This window comes from Mucilaginibacter corticis (assembly GCF_007558865.1).
In the GTDB taxonomy this organism is placed as follows: domain Bacteria; phylum Bacteroidota; class Bacteroidia; order Sphingobacteriales; family Sphingobacteriaceae; genus Mucilaginibacter; species Mucilaginibacter corticis.
The window spans coordinates 1,184,595-1,210,339 of the sequence record NZ_VLPK01000001.1 but is presented as its reverse complement, the minus strand read 5'-3'; the positions used below and the strand labels follow the sequence as shown (position 1 = coordinate 1,210,339).

General features: G+C 43.6%; 23 protein-coding genes. 9 read left to right on the top strand and 14 right to left on the bottom strand.

What is annotated here, in order from left to right; all coding sequences use genetic code 11:
• Positions 1 to 30 precede the first annotated feature (30 nt).
• Together carB and FO440_RS05240 are read right to left on the bottom strand one after the other, a co-directional pair.
• Entirely contained in the window at positions 31 to 2,850 is a 2,820-nt protein-coding gene (gene carB, locus FO440_RS05245; RefSeq protein WP_144247164.1) for a carbamoyl-phosphate synthase large subunit, read from the bottom strand.
• Positions 2,851 to 3,112: 262 nt separating this feature from the next.
• Positions 3,113 to 3,766, bottom strand: coding sequence for a DUF4397 domain-containing protein (locus tag FO440_RS05240; protein ID WP_144247163.1), 654 nt, complete (start codon positions 3,764 to 3,766; stop codon positions 3,113 to 3,115).
• 258 nt (positions 3,767 to 4,024) lie between these two features.
• Between FO440_RS05240 and FO440_RS05235 the strand changes: the two genes are divergently transcribed.
• On the top strand, positions 4,025 to 4,558 hold the full coding sequence (locus FO440_RS05235) for a hypothetical protein (protein WP_144247162.1): 534 nt from the start codon (positions 4,025 to 4,027) through the stop codon (positions 4,556 to 4,558).
• Here FO440_RS05235 and panD read toward each other — a convergent pair whose 3' ends face one another.
• Together panD and panC are read right to left on the bottom strand one after the other, a co-directional pair.
• A complete protein-coding gene (panD, locus tag FO440_RS05230; RefSeq protein WP_144247161.1) occupies positions 4,559 to 4,909 on the bottom strand; it encodes an aspartate 1-decarboxylase in 351 nt (116 codons plus the stop codon). It lies immediately after the preceding gene.
• A gap of 107 nt (positions 4,910 to 5,016) precedes the next feature.
• Complete coding sequence (panC, locus tag FO440_RS05225) at positions 5,017 to 5,862, bottom strand: pantoate--beta-alanine ligase (RefSeq protein ID WP_144247160.1); 846 nt, start codon at positions 5,860 to 5,862, stop codon at positions 5,017 to 5,019.
• 151 nt (positions 5,863 to 6,013) lie between these two features.
• Here panC and FO440_RS05220 point away from each other — a divergent pair, with 151 nt between their 5' ends.
• The 3 genes from FO440_RS05220 (at position 6,014) to glmS (ending at position 10,207) form a co-directional block, all read left to right on the top strand.
• Positions 6,014 to 6,838, top strand: a complete 825-nt coding sequence (locus tag FO440_RS05220) for a glycogen/starch synthase (protein WP_144247159.1) — start codon at positions 6,014 to 6,016, stop codon at positions 6,836 to 6,838.
• A gap of 15 nt (positions 6,839 to 6,853) precedes the next feature.
• Positions 6,854 to 8,263 carry a DUF4270 family protein gene (locus FO440_RS05215; protein ID WP_144247158.1) on the top strand — a complete coding sequence of 470 codons (1,410 nt, stop codon included), beginning with the start codon at positions 6,854 to 6,856 and terminating at the stop codon, positions 8,261 to 8,263.
• A 108-nt stretch (positions 8,264 to 8,371) separates the two neighbouring features.
• Positions 8,372 to 10,207, top strand: coding sequence for a glutamine--fructose-6-phosphate transaminase (isomerizing) (glmS, locus tag FO440_RS05210; RefSeq protein WP_144247157.1), 1,836 nt, complete (start codon positions 8,372 to 8,374; stop codon positions 10,205 to 10,207).
• A 142-nt stretch (positions 10,208 to 10,349) separates the two neighbouring features.
• Here the strand turns inward: glmS and FO440_RS05205 are convergent, their stop codons facing one another.
• Positions 10,350 to 11,843 carry a catalase gene (locus FO440_RS05205; protein ID WP_144247156.1) on the bottom strand — a complete coding sequence of 498 codons (1,494 nt, stop codon included), beginning with the start codon at positions 11,841 to 11,843 and terminating at the stop codon, positions 10,350 to 10,352.
• A gap of 97 nt (positions 11,844 to 11,940) precedes the next feature.
• On the opposite strand from FO440_RS05205, the gene FO440_RS05200 reads away from it, so the two are divergent.
• The 3 genes from FO440_RS05200 to FO440_RS05190 all read left to right on the top strand — a co-directional run bounded on the left by FO440_RS05200 (position 11,941) and on the right by FO440_RS05190 (position 14,562).
• Positions 11,941 to 12,876, top strand: a complete 936-nt coding sequence (locus tag FO440_RS05200) for a hydrogen peroxide-inducible genes activator (protein WP_144247155.1) — start codon at positions 11,941 to 11,943, stop codon at positions 12,874 to 12,876.
• A gap of 543 nt (positions 12,877 to 13,419) precedes the next feature.
• Complete coding sequence (locus FO440_RS05195; RefSeq protein ID WP_144247154.1) at positions 13,420 to 14,193, top strand: HNH endonuclease; 774 nt, start codon at positions 13,420 to 13,422, stop codon at positions 14,191 to 14,193.
• A gap of 51 nt (positions 14,194 to 14,244) precedes the next feature.
• Positions 14,245 to 14,562: a hypothetical protein gene (locus FO440_RS05190; protein ID WP_144247153.1), complete on the top strand. Its 318-nt coding sequence runs from the start codon at positions 14,245 to 14,247 to the stop codon at positions 14,560 to 14,562.
• A gap of 46 nt (positions 14,563 to 14,608) precedes the next feature.
• Here the strand turns inward: FO440_RS05190 and FO440_RS05185 are convergent, their stop codons facing one another.
• Both FO440_RS05185 and FO440_RS05180 read right to left on the bottom strand, forming a co-directional pair.
• Positions 14,609 to 15,172: a dihydrofolate reductase family protein gene (locus FO440_RS05185; RefSeq protein WP_144247152.1), complete on the bottom strand. Its 564-nt coding sequence runs from the start codon at positions 15,170 to 15,172 to the stop codon at positions 14,609 to 14,611.
• Positions 15,173 to 15,409: 237 nt separating this feature from the next.
• Positions 15,410 to 16,798 (bottom strand): SGNH/GDSL hydrolase family protein, encoded by a 1,389-nt coding sequence (locus tag FO440_RS05180; protein ID WP_144247151.1) that lies wholly within the window; start codon positions 16,796 to 16,798, stop codon positions 15,410 to 15,412.
• A gap of 178 nt (positions 16,799 to 16,976) precedes the next feature.
• On the opposite strand from FO440_RS05180, the gene FO440_RS05175 reads away from it, so the two are divergent.
• Both FO440_RS05175 and FO440_RS05170 read left to right on the top strand, forming a co-directional pair.
• Entirely contained in the window at positions 16,977 to 17,927 is a 951-nt protein-coding gene (locus FO440_RS05175; RefSeq protein ID WP_144247150.1) for a TIGR01212 family radical SAM protein, read from the top strand.
• A 49-nt stretch (positions 17,928 to 17,976) separates the two neighbouring features.
• Positions 17,977 to 19,209 (top strand): acyltransferase family protein, encoded by a 1,233-nt coding sequence (locus tag FO440_RS05170; RefSeq protein ID WP_144247149.1) that lies wholly within the window; start codon positions 17,977 to 17,979, stop codon positions 19,207 to 19,209.
• Here FO440_RS05170 and FO440_RS05165 read toward each other — a convergent pair whose 3' ends face one another.
• The 7 genes from FO440_RS05165 to FO440_RS05135 all read right to left on the bottom strand — a co-directional run bounded on the left by FO440_RS05165 (position 19,210) and on the right by FO440_RS05135 (position 25,744).
• Positions 19,210 to 19,686 carry an SRPBCC family protein gene (locus FO440_RS05165; protein WP_144247148.1) on the bottom strand — a complete coding sequence of 159 codons (477 nt, stop codon included), beginning with the start codon at positions 19,684 to 19,686 and terminating at the stop codon, positions 19,210 to 19,212.
• 61 nt (positions 19,687 to 19,747) lie between these two features.
• Positions 19,748 to 22,123 (bottom strand): ABC transporter permease, encoded by a 2,376-nt coding sequence (locus tag FO440_RS05160; RefSeq protein ID WP_144247147.1) that lies wholly within the window; start codon positions 22,121 to 22,123, stop codon positions 19,748 to 19,750.
• Between the two features lie 197 nt (positions 22,124 to 22,320).
• Positions 22,321 to 22,842 (bottom strand): TlpA family protein disulfide reductase, encoded by a 522-nt coding sequence (locus FO440_RS05155; protein ID WP_144247146.1) that lies wholly within the window; start codon positions 22,840 to 22,842, stop codon positions 22,321 to 22,323.
• A 48-nt stretch (positions 22,843 to 22,890) separates the two neighbouring features.
• Positions 22,891 to 23,364, bottom strand: coding sequence for a ribonuclease H-like YkuK family protein (locus FO440_RS05150; protein WP_144247145.1), 474 nt, complete (start codon positions 23,362 to 23,364; stop codon positions 22,891 to 22,893).
• Positions 23,365 to 23,503: 139 nt separating this feature from the next.
• Positions 23,504 to 24,037 (bottom strand): OmpA family protein, encoded by a 534-nt coding sequence (locus FO440_RS05145; protein WP_144247144.1) that lies wholly within the window; start codon positions 24,035 to 24,037, stop codon positions 23,504 to 23,506.
• A 202-nt stretch (positions 24,038 to 24,239) separates the two neighbouring features.
• On the bottom strand, positions 24,240 to 25,169 hold the full coding sequence (locus FO440_RS05140; RefSeq protein WP_144247143.1) for a DUF5777 family beta-barrel protein: 930 nt from the start codon (positions 25,167 to 25,169) through the stop codon (positions 24,240 to 24,242).
• Positions 25,170 to 25,198: 29 nt separating this feature from the next.
• Positions 25,199 to 25,744: a YceI family protein gene (locus FO440_RS05135; RefSeq protein ID WP_144247142.1), complete on the bottom strand. Its 546-nt coding sequence runs from the start codon at positions 25,742 to 25,744 to the stop codon at positions 25,199 to 25,201.
• Position 25,745: the final 1 nt, after the last annotated feature.

Genomic DNA, 25,745 nt, shown 5'->3' with positions numbered 1-25,745 from the left:
CCGTCTGCGCCCTGTTCGGGACGCGTAGGATTATTTGCTTAGATACATTGATTTCTCTTTGTACAGGTGCCTGAAATACGGGTCCTGCAGGTCAGGGATAAAGCGGATAGCTTCGCCTGTTGATTTCATTTCAGGGCCTAATTGTTTTTCAACTTCAGGGAACTTGTCATAAGAGAAAACCGGCTCTTTTATAGCGTAACCTTTAAGCTTACGCTCGATGGTAAAGTCTTTTAATTTATTTGTGCCCAGCATAATTTTAGCTGCAATATTAATGTAAGGTACATCATATGCCTTTGCAATGAACGGTACCGTACGTGACGCGCGGGGGTTAGCCTCGATCACATAAACAGCTTCGTCTTTTATAGCAAACTGGATATTTAATAAACCACGAACGTTTAATGCTTTTGCAATTTTCCTGGTGTACTCTTCCATTTTATTGATCACGTTGGCCGACAGATCGAACGGCGGCAGTACCGCAAACGAATCGCCTGAGTGGATACCCGCAGGCTCAATGTGTTCCATCAAACCAACTATATGTACATCATCACCATCGCTGATCGAGTCAGACTCGGCCTCTGATGCACGATCAAGGAAATGGTCAATCAATACACGGTTGCCCGGCAGGTTTTTAAGCAGGCTCACTACCGCTTTCTCCAGGTCCTCATCATTAATAACAATGCTCATGCCCTGGCCGCCTAACACATAGCTTGGACGAACCAGTACCGGGTAACCTACATGGTTAGCAACTTCAAGCGCCTCTTCGGCACTTTCGGCAACGCCATATTTAGGGTAAGGGATGTCAAGGTCTTTCAGCAGGTCAGAGAAACGGCCGCGGTCTTCGGCTATATCCATATCATTAAATGATGTGCCGATGATCTTGATGCCATGCTCGTGCATTTTCTCGGCCATCTTCAAGGCGGTCTGTCCACCCAGCTGAACAATTACCCCGTAAGGTTTTTCAAGCTCGATGATCTCGCGCACATGCTCCCAGAAAACAGGCTCGAAGTAAAGCTTATCGGCCATATTAAAGTCGGTAGATACCGTTTCAGGGTTACAGTTAACCATGATGGCTTCAAAACCGGCTTGTTTAGCTGCTAATAAGCCGTGTACGCAGCTATAGTCAAACTCAATACCCTGGCCAATACGGTTAGGGCCCGAGCCTAATACAATGATTTTTTTCTTATCAGATACGATGGACTCGTTCTCGCCCTCGTAAGTAGAATAATAGTAAGGTGTTTTTGCAGGGAACTCGGCAGCGCAGGTATCAACCATTTTATATACACGCTTAATGCCTAATTCTTTACGGCGCTGGTAAACATCCTCTTCGGTAGTGTTATTGTGCAGGATGTAAGCTATCTGCGCGTCTGAGAAACCTTTTTGTTTCAGGGTATACAAGAAATCCTCAGGAATATTATTTACCGAGTAGCGACGCAGTTCAGTCTCCAGGTTAACAATTTCCTGGATCTGGTTCAGGAACCAGCGGTCAATCTTGGTAGCCTTGCGGATAGACTCCATTGGCACACCCAGGCTCATGGCATCATAAATGTGGAATAACCTGTCCCAGCTTGGTTTCTCCAGGCTGTGCATGATCTCGTCCAGGTTGCGGCTTTGCTTGCCGTCTGCACCTAAACCGGCGCGGCCTATCTCTAAACTCTGACAGGCTTTTTGCAATGCCTCGATAAAGCTGCGGCCAATACCCATTACTTCTCCTACAGATTTCATTTGCAGGCCTAACTCGCGGTTAGCGCCTTTAAATTTATCAAAGTTCCAGCGTGGTATTTTAACGATCACATAATCCAGCGTCGGCTCAAAATAAGCAGATGTTGTTTTGGTGATCTGGTTTTCAATTTCATCAAGGTTATAACCAATGGCCAGCTTGGCAGCTATTTTGGCGATAGGGTAGCCTGTAGCTTTTGATGCCAGTGCCGATGAGCGTGAAACCCGCGGATTGATCTCAATAGCGATGATCGCTTCGTCGGCAGGGTTAACAGAGAACTGTACGTTACAGCCGCCGGCAAAATTACCAATGGCGCGCATCATTTTGATAGCCTGGTTACGCATTTCCTGGTAGCAACGGTCGCTTAAGGTCATGGCAGGAGCTACGGTTATCGAGTCGCCGGTATGGATGCCCATCGGGTCAAAGTTCTCGATAGAGCAGATAATGATCACGTTGTCATTATTGTCCCTTAATAGTTCCAACTCATATTCTTTCCAGCCCAGTACAGCCTGCTCAACCAATACCTCGTGGGTTGGCGATGCCTGCAGGCCACGGCTTAACGCGGCGTCAAAATCTTCTTTTTTATGTACAAAACCCGCGCCTTTACCACCCAGCGTATAGCTTGGACGGATAACCAGCGGAAAACCGATTTGCTGCGCGGCTTCTTTACCTTCAAGAAACGAGTTGGCAATTTTTGAGGTAGCAACCCCAACGCCTATATCGATCATTAACTGGCGGAAGGCTTCGCGGTTTTCGGTCTTTTCAATAGCGGCAATATCAACACCTACTATTTTAACACCATGTTTTTTCCAGATGCCTTGCTCGTCTGCTTCGATACAAAGGTTTAGCGCCGTTTGGCCACCCATAGTAGGCAACACGGCATCTATCTGTCTTTCGCTAAGGATCTTTTCAAGGCTTTCGCAGGTTAGCGGCAACAGGTAAACATGATCTGCAATAACATTATCCGTCATGATAGTTGCCGGGTTGCTGTTAATGATAGATACGCTAATACCTTCGTCTTTTAAAGATAGCGCGGCTTGTGATCCGGCGTAATCAAACTCGCAGGCCTGGCCAATAATAATAGGGCCTGAACCGATGATCAATACTGATTTAATGGAGGTGTCTTTGGGCATAGTCTTTTAAAGTCTTAGAATCTTAAGTCCTTCGCCTTGAGTCTTGCCCGGGTATAACAACCATGGGTTATCGACTGTCGACTATGGACTAAATACTATGCGCTGATAGCAGGTTTCCCGACCCCAGCGTCGGGGTGCAAAGATAGAATTTATGTTGCTATTTTTTAGCTCTTTTTTTCAAAAATTACAATTGCTTTTTTTACCCCGATGCGGCCCTGTTATTTACCTGTTAACTGATTGTAAACGCAATAAAAACACGCTATTAATTTTGCAACGTACTGTGCGCTACAAGTTCGGTTGATGAGGTGGCCGATAACCAGATCGTGTAGATTTTACCAGCCTGCACTTGCGGATTAATTACAGGTGCATTAGTAACACCAACAGATGACGGTGTAAATGTTGCACCCGGATCAACATCATAATAGATTGATGCATTCCCTTTATCCAAACTTGTAAACAGATCTGCGCCCCCGGTTACTGTCATTTTAAGCGCGTTTTTTAAATAATTATCCAAATTAACAAACCTAACCCGGGCTTTACCTGTTGGCGGGGCAGACATATTATCTTTAATACCGGCCGAATAGATATTCTGCAACGTATCTGAATAGAAAAATACAGTGGCATACTCGCCTGCGGCTGAACCGTAGGTATATGACAAATTTGGAGTTGTTGTCCCTGTGTTATAATAAGTTAATAGGTTAAGGCCAGACTCGTAAGTGAAATAATTAGTTACGCCCCCAAATGCTACGCCGCCGCTGGTTGTTGCCAATACATTATCAATATATATGTCCTGTGCGGGTAGAAAGCTTACCGCATTAATAAATCTTACATGGGCATCGGGTGCAGGTCCCTTCTTTTTTACGCATGAGGCCAGCAGTGCTACCATACCTAAACCTAAAAATAGAATTCTTTTCATGGATATATATATTTAATATTTAATTGTGTTTATAAACGGTAATTTCACCAGATAAAACGCTAAATTATCATTTAAATTTTTAATTGTAAATTTTTAACATATCGTTAACATTTTGGCAGTGGATGACGGCTGAAAAGCAAAATATGATATTTTGAACTTATTTATTTTTATTAATGAAATTTCGATTAGCTTTATTATCGAATAATAGCTTTCATGCGCCCAATTATAAATTGTATTTAACCGACTTAAACTATTTCAATGACCAGAAAAGCCCTATTTGTTATTGCGATATTACCCTTATTTATCAGCGCCTGCGGCATGATGCAGTCGATTGTTAAATCAACTTTCCCTTATACAGCAAATATTACCATACCAAAAACATCTGTAACTGATAAAAGCTATGCGGCAGTAAGCCTGGCTACAAGCTTTGATCAAAATTTTTCAAAAAGCGGCAATAATGGCGATAGGGTTAGCGAGGTAAGCCTTATCTCGGCTAAGCTGGTGTCAGAAGAGCCGGCCCGCTATAATATCGGCAATATCAAATCTATCAGGATCTACCTGTCTGCCGAGGATGGCAACGATGAGATACTGGTAGCTACGCGTTCTGATATTACTGCCGATGTCGGCAATACACTGGTACTGGATGTTGACAATTCAACCTTTTTAGACAAGCTGGTGCGCCAACCTAATATCAGGATAAAAATGGTGTACGAGCTGCGCAAAAACATAGATACCGACGTGAGCCTGCATTTGGTATTGAGCCTTAACGCGTATCCTGCAGGAAGAAAATAACTATTTTAAAAGCTTATTATCAATATCCGGGAAAACCAAAATAGGCTCATAAGTACGGGCCTCATCCATTTCCATATAGGCGTATGACATAATGATCACTATGTCGCCAACCTGGGCCAGCCGCGCGGTTGCGCCGTTAAGGCAAATGGTACCGCTGCCGCGTTCGCCTCTTATAACATAAGTTTCAAAACGGGCACCATTATTATTGTTTACAATCTGCACTTTCTCATTGGCAATAATATTTGCCGCATCCATCAAATCCTCATCAATAGTAATACTACCAACATAGTTTAGTTCGGCCTGGGTTACCCTGGCCCGGTGAAGCTTTGATTTTAATACCTCAATAATCATGGCGCAAAGGTAGCGTTTTAGTTGTTAAAGAATAAAGATTGAAGATTAGTTGACTTTACAATGTAAAATGATTCGGATAGTACTCCGGCAGGCCTAATCTTTGATCTTTATTCGTCAATCTTTAGTAACATATTATCAATCAACCGTGTCTTACCAACAGTGGCTGCTACAAGGGCAACAAAGTTTTTGGTATTTTTGTTGGCAGGATGCAGATTATTACCGTCTGCAATTTCAAAATAAGCCAGGTTTACCCCCGATTCATTATTGATAATAGCTATTGCCTCTTGTTGTAATTGATCAACTTGTTCAGGGCTAAAATGATCTTTTACGTAATTTAAAGCTTTAGACAGAACAAGCGCGCGCTGCCTGTCGTCGGCTGTTAAATGTATATTTCTCGAGCTCATGGCCAGGCCATCCGGCTCACGCATAATGGGGCACATTTCAAGCTTAACCGGCAATTGCAGCAGGTCGATCATTTTCTGGATCACTAAAACCTGCTGGTAATCTTTCTGACCAAACAAAGCAATGTCAGGCTTAACAATATTAAACAGTTTGTATACCACCTGGGTTACGCCCTGGTAATGGCCGGGCCTGAACTTGCCTTCCAGCAAGCCCTCCAGTTCGCCTATGTCCAAATGCCATTTCTCATTGCCGGCATACATTTCGGTCACATCCGGATTAAAAAGCACATCGCAATTAACCTGCTCCAGTTTTTTTATATCATCTTGGATGGGGCGGGGATATTTTTCAAGGTCTTTAGGGTCATTAAACTGGGTAGGGTTTACAAAAATACTGCAAACCACTATGTTACCCAGTTGCCGCGCCTGTTGTATAAGCGACAGGTGCCCCTGGTGCAATGCCCCCATGGTAGGTACAAAAGTTATTACAGCGCCATCAGCCTTTAAACCGGACAGGTATTGCTGCAACTCATCCTTTTTAGCGAAATTTTTCAATATAATATATTACAAAAAGTGGGCGAAGTTGCATAAATGATACAAAATTACCAAAACTACTTGCATAATTGATTGATACTTCATATATAATGCTTATATTTGCAAACTCAAATTTTTTGAGGTGTTACATAATTTAAATTCTGATTTGGAGATGGGTAAATCTAAGCTTTTGTTTATAACTCATGAAATGTCACCTTTCCTTGAACTCTCTAAAATTTCTGAAATAACGCGCCAGCTTCCGCAGGCTATGCAGGAAAAAGGTTACGAGATCCGTATCCTTATGCCGCGTTTTGGAAATATCAACGAGAGAAGGAACAGGCTTCATGAAGTGATCAGGTTATCAGGTATGAATATCATTATTAACGATAACGATAACCCGTTGATCATAAAAGTTGCATCTATCCCGGCAGCGCGTATGCAGGTGTATTTTTTAGATAATGAAGAATATTTCCAGCGCAAGCATGTGTTTGAGGATAAGGACGGCAAATTTTACGCTGATAACGATGAGCGTATGATCTTCTTTTGCAAAGGTGCATTAGAAACTGTGAAGAAATTAGGCTGGGCGCCGGATGTGATACACTGCCACGGGTGGATGAGCGCGTTGGTTCCTGCTTATTTAAAAACTACTTACAAGGACGACCCTACCTTTAAGCACTCAAAAGTGGTTTATTCTATTTATGAGAATGATTTTAAAGGCCAGATGAATCCGGATTTTGCGCGTAAAGCCGTTATGGGCGATATGACCGAAAAACATACCGAGGCGTTTAAGGCAGGCACAAATACAGCTTTATATGAAGGTGCTATTCAATACAGTGACGCCATTGTATTGGGCAGCGAGCATATTGATGAAGATGTGTTAAATAATGTTAAAAACAGCCAAAAATCGGTTTTGGAATTCAATTCTACCGCTGATTTCGAAAATTATTACAATTTTTACGACGAAATTGCCAACGAGGAATTGGTGAATGTTGTATAAGCTTTGAGATCATATATGAAATTTTTAAGATTAGACTTATTGACCCTGTTAATAAGTCTTTTTATTTTGAGCGGTTGTAAAAATCAGGATAGCATAGGTTTGGGCGTTGTTTCGTCAAATCAAATAAGTGGCAGCCTGATAGATACATCAACCATCGTAATAAATACCGTGGCAGAGGATACTGTGATTACTAACGGGCTTTCGCGCACACCGCTATCCTATTTTAAGGATCCTGTTTTTGGCACTACAGAAGCAGATATAGCACTTGACCTTAATTTACCCGGCAGCACGGCCTACACCTTGCCTACCGGTACCTTTACTGTCGACTCTGCTGTGTTGGTTATGAATTATGCCACAAATAGCTTCTATGGCGACTCGATCGCTTCAAGATATAAGGCTAATGTATACCAGCTTGACGAACGGATGTTTAGTGGTATATCTTACTCAAATAGAAAAACATGGGCGGTTGAATCTACCCTGTTAGGCACCACAAAAACCGCGTTCCGTTCGGCAACTTCTGATAGCGTAAGGATAGTAAACCCTGTTACAGGTGGTCCGGATACGGCTGTAAAAGTAAGGCCGCAGTTACGTATCCCTATCAGCACATCTTTTATCAGGAGTATCCTTTATGACGCGCCTGCTTCTCAATTAAGCTCAAACCTTATCTTTAAAAATAATGTAAAAGGGCTTTACGTTAAACTTGATCAAAACCAGGCAGGCCCGGGCGGTACATTTATGTTTGACCTTGATACTGCCAGCGTACAGGTTTATTATAGAAACGTTAACGGCACTGTAATTGATACCGGTATTTTAACGCTGCCAAGTAACCTGCATGCCGCATTTATCAATCATACAAAATCTGCTACTATAAGTAACGCTATTAACAGCACTACCAACAGTAAGGTTATTTACCTGCAAGGTATGGGTGGCTTACGTAATAAAATAAGCTTTCCGTATCTTAAAAATATATTGAAAACAGTTGGGGGCGATGTAGTTGTTAACAGAGCCGAGTTGGTTGTATCTATCGTGCCGGGATCTAACATTCCGTTTGCAACGTTGCCAAAGTTGGCCATGTACCGGTATGACCTGGCAAACCAACTTGAATTGATACAGGATGCTGCAAGCTCTGATCCGCGATATTTTACAAATAATGCTGCAAGCGGGTTCTACATTGCTAAACCGGTAGATAAGACAGGAAATCCCCTGCCGGGGCAATACCATTTTCTGATCACCGCCTATATCCAGGATTTGATGCGCGGTATAACCAAAGATTACGGAACTTATATTGGATCTGTAATACCAACTACTGCTATTACTGTAGCACCAACCGCACAGGTTGATGGCCGCACTATAGCTATAGGGGCGGATTCTTCATCACCCTACCATATAAAGCTTAACCTTTACTACACAAAAGTCGTAAAATAACACTTATTTAAAATAACAATAGCAATTAGATAAACTAATAGCTATTGTTATTGTTATAAAGCTGCTTATTTTTGGCGTTTACTAAGAAAAACTATTTTATCATTATTTATGTGTGGAATTGTAGGATACATAGGCTACAGAGAAGCTTATCCAATACTAATTAAAGGCCTTCAGCGCCTTGAATACCGGGGTTATGACAGCGCCGGTGTTGCTGTTTTTGACCAGGGTATTAAAGTTTATAAAAAAGCCGGAAAGGTTAGTGATCTTGAAAACTTTGTTAAAGATGTTACCCCTAAAGGCTCTGTCGGTATGGGCCACACACGTTGGGCTACACACGGCGCGCCAAGCGACCGTAACTCGCACCCACACTCATCTGGCGACAGAAAACTTACTATTATACATAACGGTATTATCGAAAATTATGGTAATATTAAAGATACCCTTTTAGCCAAAGGTCATGTTTTTAAAAGCGATACCGATACCGAAGTATTAATACATCTTGTTGAAGATATCCAAAAAGAAACCGGCCTTGATCTGCTTGAAGCTGTAAGGATTACCTTAACCAAGGTTATTGGTGCTTATGCCATTGTTATTATGAGTGCCGACGAACCGGATTCTTTGATAGCAGCGCGTAAAGGCAGCCCAATGGTAATTGGTGTTGGCAAAGGCGAATATTTTATCGCATCTGACGCTACGCCGATCATAGAATATACCAAAAACGTTATCTACTTAAATGATAATGAGATTGCCCATATCCGTCGCGATGAATTACTGATCAAAACTACTGATAACGACGTGCAAACTCCATACATCCATGAGTTGGATATGAAGTTAGAAGCACTTGAAAAAGGCGGTTATGATCACTTTATGTTAAAAGAGATCTATGAACAGGCTCGTTCTATCCGCGATTGCCTGCGTGGTCGTATCTACCCGGCCCAGGGGAAGATCCAGCTTGGCGGCTTGCAGGAATACAAGGAAAAGCTTAAAATGGTTGACCGTATCATCATTGTTGCCTGCGGTACCTCATGGCACGCCGGCCTTGTTGGCGAATACCTTATAGAAGAGTATGGACGTGTACCCGTTGAAGTTGAATATGCTTCTGAATTTAGGTATCGTAACCCCATCATTACCCATAAAGATATTGTAATAGCCATTTCTCAATCGGGCGAAACTGCCGACACCATGGCGGCGCTTGAAATTGCCAAAGAGCGCGGAGCTACCATTTTTGGTATCTGTAACGTAGTTGGTGCATCTATCCCGCGTATTACCGATGCGGGTGCCTATACACACGCCGGACCAGAAATTGGTGTTGCATCAACCAAAGCGTTCACCGCTCAGGTAACTGTTTTAACGCTGATTGCATTTTATATCGCGCAACAACGCGGTACCATTAGCCAAAGCAAGCTGATCGAATTTTTAACCGAGCTGGATAGCATCCCAGCTTTAGTTGAACGTACTTTACAATGTAATAACCGTGTTGAAGAAATTGCCGCACGTTTTAAAGATTCTAATAACTGCTTGTTCCTGGGCAGGGGCAGCTCTTTCCCTGTGGCGTTAGAAGGCGCTTTGAAGCTAAAGGAGATCTCTTATGTGCATGCAGAAGGTTATCCAGCAGCCGAAATGAAACACGGCCCTATTGCCTTAATTGATGCTGATATGCCTGTTATATTTATCGCTACTAAAAATTCATCTTATGAAAAAGTAGTGAGCAATATACAGGAAGTAAAAGCTCGTGGCGGACGTGTTATTGCCATTGTTACCGAAGGTGATACCGAAGTACGCGACATGGCCGAATATGTAATTGAAATACCGCAAACCGACGATGCTTTTGTACCGTTGCTGGCAACCATTCCGTTACAGTTTTTATCATACCATATTGCATTAATGCGCGGTTGTAACGTTGACCAACCACGTAATCTTGCTAAATCGGTAACGGTAGAGTAGTTTGCAGTTTTTAGTTTGCAGTGGGCAGTTAGTCCAAAGTCATAAAAGAAAAGCCATCCAGATTTTTGGATGGCTTTTCTCTTTTAAATATCAAACTGCAAATTGCTTACTGCAAACTATATACTGCCCACTGCTAACTAAATCAAGCCGGCATATGTTTCATCGTTTCCTGCAGATCAAGTTCAAGGCCTTTGGCTATTGCCATTCCCAGGCCAATATCGGCACGGAACCAGTGGCAAAGCTGGCGGTTTACTATCTGCTCTTTTTTTGGACCATCAATACCGCTCATTGAGTTTACGATGTTGTTGATCAGGTCCTGCTTTTGAGTGCTGTCCATCAGGCGGTATAAGTTGCCTGGTTGGGTGTAGTGATCGTTCTCACCTTCGGCATTGCGGTCATACCAGTCGCCGACAGATGATCCGAAATCCCAGGCCGGTTCTTTATAAGCCTGATCGGCTTCGATATCGTCAAAGCTGTTAGGGAAATAGTTTGGCCCAGAGCCATGATTACCGTCTACACGCATCTGTCCGTCGCGCTGATAGTTACTTACCATGAACGGACATTTATTAACCGGGATCTGCTCGTAATTGCCGCCCAGGCGATAGCGGTGCGCGTCAGGATAAGACAAGATTCGACCCTGCAACATTTTATCGGGTGAGTAACCTATACCATCCACCACATGTGCCGGCGCGAATGCGGCTTGCTCTACGTGCGCGAAATAGTTATCCGGGTTCTCATTCAATTCCATTACGCCAACATCGATCAGCGGGTAGTCGCTATGCGGCCATACCTTGGTCAGGTCGAACGGATTGATATGATAGGTCTTTGCATCGGCCTCTGGCATTACCTGGATCTTCATGCTCCATTTCGGGAAATCGCCGTTGTCTATCGAGGTTAACAGGTCATGCTGCGCAAAGTCAGGGTTTTTGCCGCGCATATTGCCGGCTTCCTCGTCTGTAAAGTTTTTAATGCCCTGCTGGGTTTTAAAGTGAAACTTCACCCAAAAGCGTTCGTTATCGGCATTGATTAATGAGAAGGTGTGGCTGCCAAAACCATCCATATGGCGGTAACCGTAAGGCGTACCCCTGTCACTCATCAATATAGTAACCTGGTGCAGGCTCTCCGGGTTAAGCGACCAAAAATCCCACATCATGGTAGCGCTTTTGCAGTTGGTATAAGGGTCGCGTTTTTGGGTATGGATAAAGTCGCCGAATTTTTTTGGGTCTTTCACAAAAAACACGGGGGTGTTATTGCCCACCAGGTCCCAGTTACCGTCTTCGGTATAAAACTTTATGGCAAAGCCGCGCGGGTCGCGCGCGGTATCGGCCGATCCTTTCTCGCCGCCCACAGTGCTGAAGCGCAAAAACAGCTTTGTTTGCTTGCCTACCGTGTTAAACAGCTTGGCGCGGGTATATTTACTGATATCATGCGTTATGGTTAACGTACCGTAAGCGCCCGAGCCTTTGGCATGCACCACGCGCTCGGGGATGCGCTCGCGGTTAAAATGCGCCATTTTTTCATGCAGGATATAATCTTGCAGCAATATCGGTCCGCGCGGGCCCGCGGTTTGCGAATTCTCATTCTCGGCAAAGGGCCTGCCCGATGCCGTGGTTAGCTTTTTCTTCGGAGTTTCCATAATATCTAATTGGTTTTGTTTCTTAAACAAACTTGAGCATAATAAGTTGATAGAAAAAATCAATAATTTATATCTTTACATAGATTATATCTATATCATGACAATAACACAGTTAGAATACATTGTGGCGGTTGATACTTACCGCAGTTTTGTTTCGGCGGCCGACAAATGTTTTGTTACCCAGCCCACCCTAAGCATGCAGGTGCAAAAGCTGGAAGATACGCTGGGTGTAAAGATCTTTGACCGCAGCAAACAGCCCGTGACGCCTACCGAAATTGGGATAGATATCATTCAGCAGGCGCGCGTGCTGCTGGCCGAAAGCGAGAAGATCAAAGAGATCATATCCGACAGGCAGAAAGAACTAAGCGGCGAGCTTAAGCTGGGAATTATCCCCACCGTGGCGCCTTACATATTGCCTAAGATACTGAATGGCTTTATCCAGAAGTACCCGCAGGTAAAGCTGGTGGTGTGGGAGCAAACAACCGAGCAGATCATCCAGCAGTTAAAGCTGGGGACGCTGGATTGCGGCATTTTAAGCACCCCGCTGCATGAAAGCAGCCTGATAGAGATACCCGTGTTTTACGAGAACTTTGTGGCCTACGCCAGCAAGCACAGCAAGCTGTACAAAAAGAAAAACATTAACCCCGACGATATTGATATGGAAGAGATCTGGGTGCTGAACGAGGGGCATTGCATGCGCGAGCAGGTGCTCAACATTTGCCAGCGGCGCAAATCAACCCAGGGCTTTCAGCACTTTGAATACAATACCGGTAGCGTTGAAACGCTTAAACGCATGGTTGACCAAAACAACGGTGCCACCATACTGCCCGAACTTGCCCTGGCCGACCTGACCGAAAAGCAGCTTGACCGCGTACGCTACTTTAAACAACCCGAACCCGCCCGCGAAGTAAGCATAGTGATACAGCGCAACTACCTGAAACGCCGCATGATTGAAGCCCTAAAAACCGAGATCCTGGAGTTTGTACCCAAACGCATGAAGAATAAGAAGAAAAAAGAAGTAATGGAGTTTTGAGGTGGTGAGTAGTGAGTGGCCAGTGGTGAGTTAGGTTTTGAAGATTGGGGCTGCTGACTGCCAACTAACAATGTCAATTGAATTAGGGGGGGTAGCAAAGCGATAAAAGCTATAGTGTACCAAACCGAATGTGTGACAGTTGGAACATTTGATACACCTGTTTTTGCAAAGCACTGATAATAAAATAGTTAATTTCCCACTCCGGGTTTCATGGTACAGTTTGGTACACCTTTTTATAAATTTTAGGCGAGTTTTGGCATACGCTGACGAATGGTGTCGCCATTTTTAATGGGATTGATAATCTCTGCACATGCAAATCAAATATGTGTTCACTTATATCCGATTACTGTTTTCATGCACGTTAAATAGCTTAGCCTAATGTTTTATTTAATGACTGATCAACCAACAACTTGTCCGTTATGCGTTATAAGAAGCGATATCATAGCAGACCTATATCACACCAACCTGCAACTAATGATTAATGAATGTCTAAATATCAACTGTAAACACGTATTTTTAGAGGTAGAAGATTAAACCGTCACAATGAAAGAAGGCCAAAGTTTATGGACTAAAGAAGAATCTATTTTAGCCATAAATCTTTACTGTAAAATTCCTTTTGGCCAAATGCATTCGCGCAATAAGGACGTGATAGAGTTGGCTATATTAATTGATAGAAGCCCGAGCGCTGTTGCTCGGAAGCTTGGGAATTTTGCCAGCCTTGATCCAAAACTGCGCGAACGCGGCGTAAAAGGCTTAGAGAACATCAGCAAGTTAGATGCGCAAGTTTGGCATGAGTTTATGCAAAACTGGGATGAAGAATTTATTGAGGGCGAAAAACTACTTGCTAAAAAGAAACACACCACAATCGAACAATTAAATAACATCGATTTAGATAATCTAAAAGATGTTGAGGGAAAAGAGCGCGAACGGCTGGTAAGAGTTAGGGTGAATCAATCGTTATTTAGAAAGATAGTGCTGACTAATTTTAATAATCAGTGTTGTATAACCGGCATTGACGTTCCAGAACTAATAGTAGCCAGCCATATATTGCCTTGGAGTAAAGACAAGGGCAATCGCCTTAATCCTAAAAATGGTTTAGCGTTAAACACCTTACATGACAAAGCTTTTGATTGCGGGTTGATCACCATTACAGAAGAATTGAAGATCAAAATATCTTCCCGGTTTTATAAAGCCAAAAACGTTGAAAGCATTCAACAAAACTTTATTGCTTATGATGGTCAACTACTAATCGAACCTAAAAAATTCACGCCTGGGCTGGATTTTCTAAAAGCACATAACGAATTTTTTAAAGGATAAAGTTCACTTATATCCGATTGACAGCCATACATTACTAAACTACTTTAGTGCATGGCTAATATTAAATTCTCCTACCGCTATCGCGACAGCTGCAACTATAAAAATTACAGCTATGTGGTATTTAGCAATCCGCAAAACGCGACCCTTCAACATTTAGAAGAACTTATTAGATCAAAATTAATTTACGGCGAATGGTTTTATGCTAATGAATGGCAATTGCCAGATTTGTTTACCAATCATTTTGACCCCTATGATGACCCAACTTGGCATGAGTTTGAAAGCATAGCGTACACAGATGAGCCGCCCAATACGTCAAAGAAATTAGCCGAGTTGATCTGCTGTATTAACGAAATAGAGCATAACTTGTAACGGTACTGATAACCCACGCCACAAGCCAAAGGCAGTAAATACCTGCCTACGCCGGCAGGTATTTATTCATGAGTTTCCCGTTTTTAAATGGGGTTGAGCTTTCTAATTTCAGGATCTTTTGCTCCTTGAAAATGCTTTGTCCGTTGCCTATGGCTACCGGGCTTACTATAATGTAATACTCGTCAATAAGGTTCAGGCTAACCAATGAGGTTACAAATTCGCCGCCGCCGTATACAATAATGTCTTTGCCCGGTTGGTTTTTCAGCGCTTGTATTGCGGTGGCCAGGTCGTCGTTTTTCATTTCTACCGTATCAAAAGGGCTTTCTGTTTCGGTACGGCTAAATGCAATTTTGCGCATATCTACTATTAGCTGGCCAAAAGCTTTTAGTGGTGTATCGACCTGGCTTTGGGCCTGATTTTGCCAGTAGCCAACAAACTCGGGCACCATTTTGCGGCCTAATATAAGTGTGTCGCATGTGGCGGCCAGTTCAGTTATTTTTTGAAAGCCGGCAGCATTCGGTCCTGAAAGGAATACCCAGTCGCTTCCGCCGTTTGGGCTGGCAGCAAAACCATCAATGGTCATGTGTGCCTGTAGTTTTAATTTTCGCATGGTAATTGTTTTTTAAGTTATTGCCTCTATTTGTTAAACAAAGATATATTGACGGCACAGGCTCCGTCGGGTGTAATCGGGACAAAACAAGGGGGTGATAGGTCAATAGGGTGCATACTGTGCACCATCACACCTGCCCGTCGACAGACAGGCGTGAGCGCAAAGGCCTTTCGCACATCCTTCGACGGGCTCAGCATGACACCCCTTTTTACCGCATTTAGTTCTTCTACAGCGCTGTTATTTCACCGCCACCAGCTCAAAATGGCGCGTTACCGGTTTATTGATGGTGTACATTTGGTCTATCAGTAGGTCCATTTCTTTGTTCCAGGTATCGCGTACGCTTTTAAACCGGGCCTTGCGGTAGCTTGATAATGACATGGCGATAAAGAAGTTTTTCTTAGCCTCGGTTTGTACCGAATCTGCCACGGCCTCGCTGTCGTTAAACAACAGGCCCTTTGGTTTTAACACCACGTATTCTATCCAGTAATACTCGCGGAAACGGCGCTCAATTTCCCAGCGCTCTTCATTAAGCAACATTACAGACATGGCCTGCTGGTATTGCGGGGTGTTGGTCAGCGTCGCCAGGTTAAGGCCTTTTTCAAGGTCGGCAGCGGCAAAGGTGCCAATTGGTTTGTCGTCTATCTTTAACTGGTATTGGGCGCTCTGCAGCCCTTTAACCTGAAGTATTTCCTGGTTAAACTCGTCGGTGAAAGGTATCAGCGGCAAGGCCTGGCGCTGCGATTTCTGCGGCGATCCCCAACCGCTTGGGATAGTATCCGTAGGGTAAGGCAGTGACTTAGCCAGGTAGTTAAACTTAATGGACGATGGCGTAACATTAACCTGGGTTACGACGCAGTTCTCGGCCGTCTCAGCCTTCTTAGCTGCCGGGTTGATAACAACCTTTGCCACTTTATTATTGGCAAGCCCCTGCGCCTTTAAAAACACATAAGCCATTACCATCTGCCCGTCGTTTGAGGGGTGGATGCGGTCGGAGCCCTGCAAAGTGAACATCGGGTCGCGCTGTTGTTCGCGCGCGTTGATCTGCAGCATCGGGGTATTGAAATCAAGGTAACTCCATTTGTTTTGCGTAGCAACAAGCTGTTGCTGTTGTGCAATTTTCATAATAGCCGCGTTCTTATCTTTAAACGGCGTAGCCTTAATGGTTGATGTTTCGTCGTACGGCGATGAAGCGATCATTACTTTATCAGCCTCGGGGTGCTGCTTTAATTTATCTTCTATCAGCTTAAAGCTTGCCAATGATTTTGCTATCAATGCTTTGTAGGTCGAGTCGGCTTTGTCTTTAGGTAGATTCTGGTACCCGGTATCGTTCATCCCGAAGGTAAGTGTAACCAGCGTAGGCTTGTGTACAAAAATGTCGCTATCCAAACGGTCGTAGATCTGCTGCGCTACGTCGCCGCCAATACCGGCGTTAAACACCCTAAACCGCATGTTAGGGTAATGCGTTAAGTAATACAGCCAGATATATGAATGGTAATGCCCGCCATCGGTTATGCTGTTGCCGGTAAATACCACCCTGTCGCCTTGTTTAAAGGGGCGCACAGTTTGGGCATTTGCAACTACAACACTGCCGAAGCATAAGTAAAGTACAGCTAATAATCTTTTCATAAAACGGGCTTGTTTGGTACAGTAAATAAAGCTTATTAATGCGGGTTTTGCAAGCGCAGAGATCAGCGATTAGTGATCAGAGATCAGGCTTGTCGCTTTACATCTGCACATTCACGCATCATTCCGTATCTTTGCAATCTGTGAAATCATAAAAATCAGTGGAATCACAAAAAACGCAATGCAATTAACAGACACATCAGCAGGTATTTGGGAGAAGGGGTACAATAACTATGGGCCGTGGCTTAAAGAAAAGTACCCGGGGCACCGTGTGTTTAAGGTGATTGTCGACGGCAACTTTACCTGCCCTAACCGTGACGGCAGTAAGGGCTTTGGCGGTTGCACGTATTGTAATGTCGATTCGTTCACGCCGTCGGTTAGCCGTAATGCGCCAACCATCAGGCAGCAGGTTATTGAGGGCATGGAGCGCGCGCGTAAGGGCAACAAAGCCGATAAGTTTATTATTTACTTTCAGCCCAATACCAATACCTATGCGCCGGTGCATTACCTTAAAATGCTGTATGACGAAGCGCTAAGCTACTGTACCGAAGATATTGTGGGCCTGAGCGTAGGCACCCGCCCCGACTGTATAGATGCCGAAAAGATAGCGCTGCTTGAGAGCTATACCGACCGCTTTGACGTTGATCTGGAGATGGGCATGGAAAGCATTTACAATGAAACGCTCGACCAGATAAACCGCGGCTGCAGCCATGATGATTTACTGACCGCCCTGAAACTGGTAGAGAACAGCAAGCTGGATATTTGTGTGCACACCATTTTTGGCTTCCCATGGGAAACTAAAGAGATGATGCTTAAATATGCCGATGAGATAAACCGCCACCCGCAGATAAAATTTGTTAAGTTTCATCACCTGCACATTGTTGAAGGATCGGTAATGGGTGTAAAATACAAACGCGAGCCGTTTAAGCTTTTCGGCCTGGATGAATATGCCGAATTTTTATGCGAGCTATTGCCGCTTGTACGCCCGGATGTGGTGATACAACGCCTGTTTGGCCTAAGTGACCGCGAACTGCTGATAGCCCCTAACTGGGGATTAAAGAAATCAGAGATCCAATACTATATCGATCAGAAGATATTGAACAGCGGGGTGGTGCAGGGAAGCGCGCTTTAAACTTATAGTAAGAAACAACTATATTTAGAGTAATAAACTACAGCGGCATTTGTCAAAAAAAGCTATACCAAATTATTTTCCGGCTTTAACAGGAGTGAGGGCCTTGGCGGCTTACCTGGTTTTTGTATCGCATTACAGCTATGTGTTTAACGATGTGCTGCCGCCCCTTGCGCAACGTTTCTTCGGCGAATTCCACATCGGCGTGTCTATCTTCTTCGTACTGTCGGGTTTTTTAATTACCTACCGGTACTACAATAACTTTCACCTCACTGCCGATTGGTTTAAACGTTACCTGAAGAACCGCGTTGCCCGTATTTACCCCATGTATGCGCTGCTTACTATAGGAGCGTTTGTGTATTACTTTATCACTAAGGACCAAAGCATTACCAAAGGCTACCAAAACCCGGTTTGGCTGCTGGTATTAAATATTACGTTTGTCCGCGGTTTCTTTTATCAATTTTGGGATACCGGCATAGCCCAGGGATGGAGTTTGACTGTTGAGGAATGTTTTTACTTTTCGGCCCCTTTAATATTTTTTATCACTAAAAAGTATGGCAGGCTTTATATCCAGCCCATAGTGTTAACCGCATTTGCCGTTGCGATGGTGTTGGTGTTTGGCCCAATAAACTGGCATGGGTTCTTTGGTAATTTTCCGTTTATAATGTTGTTCACGTTTTTCGGGCGGTGTTTCGAGTTTTTTGTAGGTGTACAATTAGCCAGGATCATCTTAAACAAAGGCTTTCATCGTACCAATAAAGTAAGGTTTACTTATTTAGGTTTTGGGCTGATATTTTTATGCGTACTTGTTATGGCGTTGCAGCCAATACCCAAAGGCTGGTCGGCGGGCGTGGAGAGCACTGTGGGTATCATCACCAACAATTATTTTTTATGTGTATCTGTCGCGCTGTTCTTTTACGGACTGTTGACCGAAACTACCGGCCTTAAAAAAGTACTGGCAAATCCGTTTGTGGAGTTACTGGGCAAAAGCTCGTACATATTTTACCTGATCCATTTGGGGTGGATGGCCAACCTGATACACAAAGCGTTCGACCTGCTTAATAACACCATCTTTAAACTTTATGACAATTGGGATGTCGACTGGCACTCGCCGTTTGAGAGCGATAAGCTTAACCTTTTATACGCTTTTGTTTTGCTAAACGCGATAGCCATTCTGTTGTTTAAAACTATTGAGGAACCGCTTAACCATTATATCCGTCATTCAAATTTCCTGATCAAAAATCAGCCACGGAACCCGGATAACGATTCGGCTGCAATTGAGTGATCACGACTGGCGGTAAACGCCAAACATTTCGTTAATTGCTTTTTCGCGGTATTTAAAGATCTTTTTAATTTCATTACCTACCAGCAGCTTGTTGCTTAACCGGCCAATTACGCCGTATGGGACAGCATAGTTTAAAATATCGGTCATTTGCACGCCGCCTTTAATTTCTTTAAAATGATGCTCGTGGTGCCATAACGCGTATGGGCCAAAGCGCTGCTCATCTACAAAATATTGCTGATCCTTTACGTGGGTGATCTCGGTCATCCAGTTCATCTTTATGCCAAACAGCGGGGTTATTTTATAGGTAATGATCATACCCTCATACACCTTGCTGTTGGCCTCATATGGCGATGTAACCTCGAACCGCATTTGCGGTGGCGTTATTTTAGCAAGATTTAAAGGCGATGTAAAAAAGTCCCAGGTTTCGGCTAAGGGAATAGGCAGGTTTTGTGCAAATTGCAGTCGGTATGTTTTCACAACCTGATCTGTGCAAAAACTCAGCCAAGTAATGCCCCTGCTATCCGGCCGGTACAATAAATTACTCTGCCTTTAAACTTTTAACCGGGTTTACCATTGCCGCTTTAATAGCCTGCGAGCTTACCGTAATAATAGCTATCGTTAAAGAAACTAACCCGCACAATAAAAACAACCACCAGCTTACACTTGTACGGTACGAGAAGTCCTGCAGCCATTGGTGCGTAAAATACCAGGCAATAGGCCAGGCTATAATATTAGCGATAATAATTAACGTCGTAAACTCACCGGATACAAGAACTGAGATATCCCTCACGCTGGCGCCCAGCACTTTCCGGATGCCTATTTCTTTAACCCGGCGTTCGGCCGAGAAAACTGCCAGGCCGAATAAGCCCATACAGCTTAACAGGATAGTCACACCTGCAAAAGCTTTAAACAGTTGCGTTGTTTGTATCTCGCGCCGGTACATGTCATCAAAGGCATCATCTAAAAACTGGTAACTGAAAGGGTGCCCCGGCGCATAAGCTCGATAAAGCTGCTCCATTTTTTCAATGCTTTCTTTAGCATAAGCCGACCGCACTTTAACATACAACGCCCCGTTGGTTATCGGCTGGCTTGCTATTCTGAATATCGCCGGCATAATCTGCCCTTTTAGTGATGTGTTATTAAAATCGTGCAAAACACCTTTTATCTGCTTTGGCTTTCCCCAAAGGCTGATAATTGTACCGACAGGATGTTTTAAGCCCATCATTTTTATAGCCGCTTCATTAACCAGGTAGTATGAACTATCAGACGGAGCACCTGTAAACCCGCTCCCATCGGCAAATTTTATCCCCATCATTGAAGTGAAATTGGCCGATATATCCATGTTTGTAATATGGGCGGTATGGTCGGTTTTACCAGGCCAGTCTATATTATCGGTTAATCCGCTCATGCTCATAAAGTCCTGGTCGCCATAAGAAACATCAACTATGTGGCTATCACTTTTAATATCATTCATAACTGCGGACAAATGCTTACCCATGTTGTCATTCAACCAAACGGTAAACGTATTATCCCGGTTATAGCCGAGGTTAGTATGTTGAATAAAGTAGAGTTGTTTGGCTATTACAACCGTACAAATTATAAGCGTAATTGAAAATGTAAACTGTACTACCACTAACGTTTTGCGTAGCCAACCGCCTTTCGCAGGGGCATTAAACGTGGCTTTTAATACTTCTGTAGGCTTGAAAGACGATAGCACCCATGCCGGGTAAATGCTGGCCATAACAATTGTACCTATTCCAACCCATAAAATAATTTTAAGGGTTGATGGTTGCCAGTAATCTATAGGGTAGTCTTTACCACTAATGTTTTGGTAAACAGGCACCAATGCACCTATTAAGATAAATGCTAAAACAATAGACGCCAGGAAAATAATGACAAACTCGGCCACAAACTGCATTATCAGCTGCATACGGTCGGCACCTACAACGCGTCTTAGCCCTACTTCTTTGGCACGCTTGGTAGCGCGCGCGGTTGACAGGTTGATATAATTGATAACCGCGATCAATAAGATCAGCACGCCTATCAATATAAATATTCGCACCGTTTTAACACCATCCGGGCTTAGGTCCGGGCTGTATAACCTAAGCATACTTAACGGTTGCAATATAAAGCTGGCCTCGCCTTTTTTAGCGGCAGGGTTACTTTTAATCATTATGCTGGCTAAATTGTCGGCTAATACCTTGGTATTGGTGCCCGGTTTTAGCTGTAAAAAAGTTGTAAAATTATAGTTGCCCCAATCCTCATCAATGGTTTTCCAGCTACCATTGCCCCCGAAGTTTTTACGGATATTGTCAAGCGATAAGATCATGTTCTTATGCACACTGCTGCGCAACGGCATGTCCTCGTACACAGCAGACACCACATAGGGCAATTGCTTTTCTCTTATAGACATGATCTTGCCCATTGCCTTCTTTGCCGATCCGAAAAATTTGATGGCCAAGGTATTACTCAGCGCAACATAGTTAACCTCGCTGATGGCTGTTTTAGCATTGCCTTCAATAAAGTGAATATCAAAAATATCAAAGAAAGACGGTTCGGTGTATGCCACGTGGTCCTGGTATAAGCTAAACGTGCCTACATTCACCAGGACACCCCCTCCGGTTGTCCGCGCCATACGTTTTACATCCGGGTAATTTTTAACAGCGGCCAGGCCAACGGGGGCCGGCGTGGTTGTCCAAGTCTCGTAATGGTCGCCTGTTCTGCCTTTGGCGTTAACCCTGTAAATGTTCTCCGCATCCTTTGACTGGGTATCATAACTCAGCTCATCATTCACACCCCAAAACAATAAAATACTTACGGCAAGGCCTATGGCCAAGCCCAAAATGGCAACTAATGAATAGGCTTTACTGCGCAACAGGTTTCGCCAGGCGGTTTTGATGTAGTTTTTGATCATAAGGCTGGTGTTAGTAACCTGGCAACCTCAAATAAAATACCTTCTGATTAAATAATTGACTATTAGCCAATTAAAAAATTAGACTAATTTCAAACTGTACGGTATTGTTACAGTAGTTGTACGCTAACGTACTGTTAATGATGGATACAGCGCTTTAAAATATTATCTCAAAGCAATAAAGTAGAGCTGATACTCAATCAGTTTAAGGCTCTTAATTTACTGTCCATCAGATCAAGCAGTTTTTGAAACTCATCTGTGCTATAGCCAATAGACTGATAAATGATCTTACCGTTCTCGTCAATTACTACGTTTCGCGGGATAAATTGGCTGGCGTATAATTTGAATACCTTGCGGCCTTCATCAGGCAACACAGTAAACGTGTAATGGTTCTGTTGCTTAAATGGCAGCACTACATCCCAGCCCTGTTCGCGGCCAAATATAAATAAGGCAAACTTTGGGTTGTTTTTGTATTTATCCCATATTTCGGCTTGTACCCGCGGCAATTCTTCACGGCATGGCGGGCACCAGGTTGCAAAGAAATTTAACATTACTATTTTACCGCGATAGTCTTTTATGTTAGCTTTTTGCGTTTTTGTCAGGTTGAAATCAAAAACGGGGGCAGTATCACCCACCTTGGTGAAGGTGGTGGTGTCTGACAGTTGCGCCCGGCAAAGCAAAGGCAACAACAAAGCGAGCAGGATAAAGGTTGATCTTTTCATGATAAAGTTTCTGCAAGTTAAAGAAACACTTATCAAAAATCAATAACCTTACTGCACCATCTTATTAGCGCAGCAAGAGCTGGCAAACGCTTCGGGTTTGGCTTTAAATACAAAGCCCATGCTTAATATATAACCCATGGCCTCATGCAGGGCCTGGTTTGATTTAAACATAGGGTTAGTATTGATATCAGCATGAACTTCCAGGTCGACATCGTACAGATCAAGCAGATCGCACAGCTTGTAAGAGATGTCAATTGATTTTTGCACCTCGGTAAGCATACGCTCTTTTATGCTCATTTTTTGCGACGTTCGTTCCTGGTGGATAAACATAAACCCGCCGCGGCCTTCGCGCAAAAACACAATAACGGTAGCAAAATCGGTAATGGTCCCTTTAACCTGCGAGTCGGTGCCGATGCAAACTTTGAGCTTGTTGCCTTGCAGGGTTTCCCGCTCAATTGCTTGTTCTACTTCTTCAATTATTGGCGATTGGATGATCTCACCGCTAAACTTTCTCCAGGTCATAAAGTTCGTTTTTTAGTAGTCCGTTAATGCATATCCTAAAGATAAAGCATAATCAACTATAAAAACATTACCTTATGATGATTTATTTGTTAACATTAACCTATATATCAACAGGTTAACTTCATAAACCAGCGGGTTTTTACAGTTTCTTTATCTCAACGCGGCGGTTTTTAACACGGCCTTCCTCTGTGCTGTTATCTGCCAATGGCACTTTATCGCCATAGCCTTTAATAGTCAGGTTATCGCCGCTTACGCCCGAATTAACCAGGTATGCTTTTACTGATGTAGCTCTTTCAATTGACAGTGCCATATTATGCGCGTCAGTACCTTCTGCAGATGCATGTCCGTTTAATACAAACTTCACAGAAGGATCTTTTTTCATCTCTGCGGCAGCTTTGTCCATAATAGGGTATGAATCTGTTTTTAATATACCCGAGTTAAACTCGAACTGGATATTGCTAAAGTTATAATTAGGCGGAGCCGGTGCAGGCGGTGGTGGTGGCGGGGTAGCAGCTTGTACAGGCGCAGGTTTTGGAGCGGGCGGCGGTGGCGGCGGGGTTTCTGCTACCGGTGCAACGGGTGTTACAACAGGTTTTTTTGCATGGCATGCCTGCATCAAAACGGCTGCTGATAGTATTAAAGACGAAAAATATACTGCTCTTAAAAATTTCATAGTTGTGAGTGATTGTTTGTTATAACAACGGTTTTAATGATTTGTTATTGTAAATTTTCTTGATTGAATACATCGGCAAGGTGTTAAAACCTGCAATTACCGGCGTATTTAAAGCAATATAACAGGCTTGATCCATCCATAAAACAAAAAGCGATGACAAATGCCATCGCTTTTAATAAACTATTTAACTATTACCAAAATCTTATTTCTCTTTTTTAACCTTTGGGTTAAAATCAAACATCCTTGATATGGTAAAACCTATGCGGTATTGCCCCCTTGAAAAACGTTGCTGGGTATTGCTTAGCATGTTCATTTCTGATACCGAGTTTGCATTGGTAACGTTTACGGTAAATACGTGGCCTCCGGTCTCTACCTCATAACCTATACCGATCGGGTCTGCAAAATTGTAGTTATTGCTCCTGAAGCTTGAGAATGGGTGCGCGTAGTCCAGAATTAATCCTGTGTGATTTGATAATCTTACCCTTGCAGATCCCTGCAAGGCAAAGAAAGATTGCTCATTTCCGGGCAAGTTAGGGAACGGTGTATTATCACGAACATAAGAAGGCGCTACCTGCAGCGAGATATCCTGAGAGAACTTGCGTGCTATGATAGCCTGCCCAAAATACGAAAGCCTGCTGCTGAAAGTAGGAAACTGCGCTTGCTGGTAAGGTTTAGCTCCCGCCTCGCCAACTAAGGTTACTGCAAAAGGCGAGCTATCATCAGTTGTCTGGTGCACCAGCGCCCATTTTAGTTCTAACTGCACCAACTGGCCAATGGTACTACGGCCAAGGTCTATGTTAAAATTGTCGCTTACGCCATATTCAAAGCCGAAGAAAACGTCGTTAACACGGTCAATACCAAACGCGGTCTGGCCACCGCCATCATGCCCGGCTATATCACCAAAACGGTGGATGATCTGGAAGTTGAACTCGTTCTTTTTTACCATCTCTGTAGTTTGCGCCAGAACCAGCCGGGTTGATTTGAATATGGCAACCGGCATGGGTTTGTCATTGGTCGCGTTCATGGCGTTCATTAATGAATCGGCAGACGACGCGGGCTTTTTTGCTCCGTTTTGCGCATTTACTGCCAGGCTTGCTGCCAGTAAAGCTATTAATGCTATGCGTTTTTTCATTGTTGTGATAATTGTGTGTTATGTATTAGCTATTTAGCTGCCGTGTAAGTGGCAGAAACATTCATTTTTATACTCTCTGCAATGTTGTGAAACACCAGCCTTGGTATGGTAATATTGTGGTCGGCACATTTTACCATAAACTCGGCTGTCATAGTAACTACGCCGCCTTTTACCGTAAGGTTGCCTGGTATGGTACGTGTTTGTTTAACATTATGCACATCCAGCTCGCCGGTAACGGTAATGGGGTAACTGCCATCCTTGCTCAGGTCGGGCTTTTCCTTTACCTGGCCTTTAAAAGTAGCCCTTGGATATTTGTCACTTTCCAGGTAATCACTGTTAAAATGTTCCTGCATTAATGACTTGGGGAACTTGAACGTATTGATGGGTACGCTAAACATCAGGTCGCCCGTGGCCGAGTTGTAAACCGATGATCCTGAGGATGTTTTAGCAGCAATATCCTCAATTGGCGCCGATGAATAAAGACTGATCTGGGCATTTTTACAAGCATAGAGGCCCTGTCCCGTCTGGTTAATGATGCTTAACCAGGCGAGTAAAATAATACTGATATGTTTCATG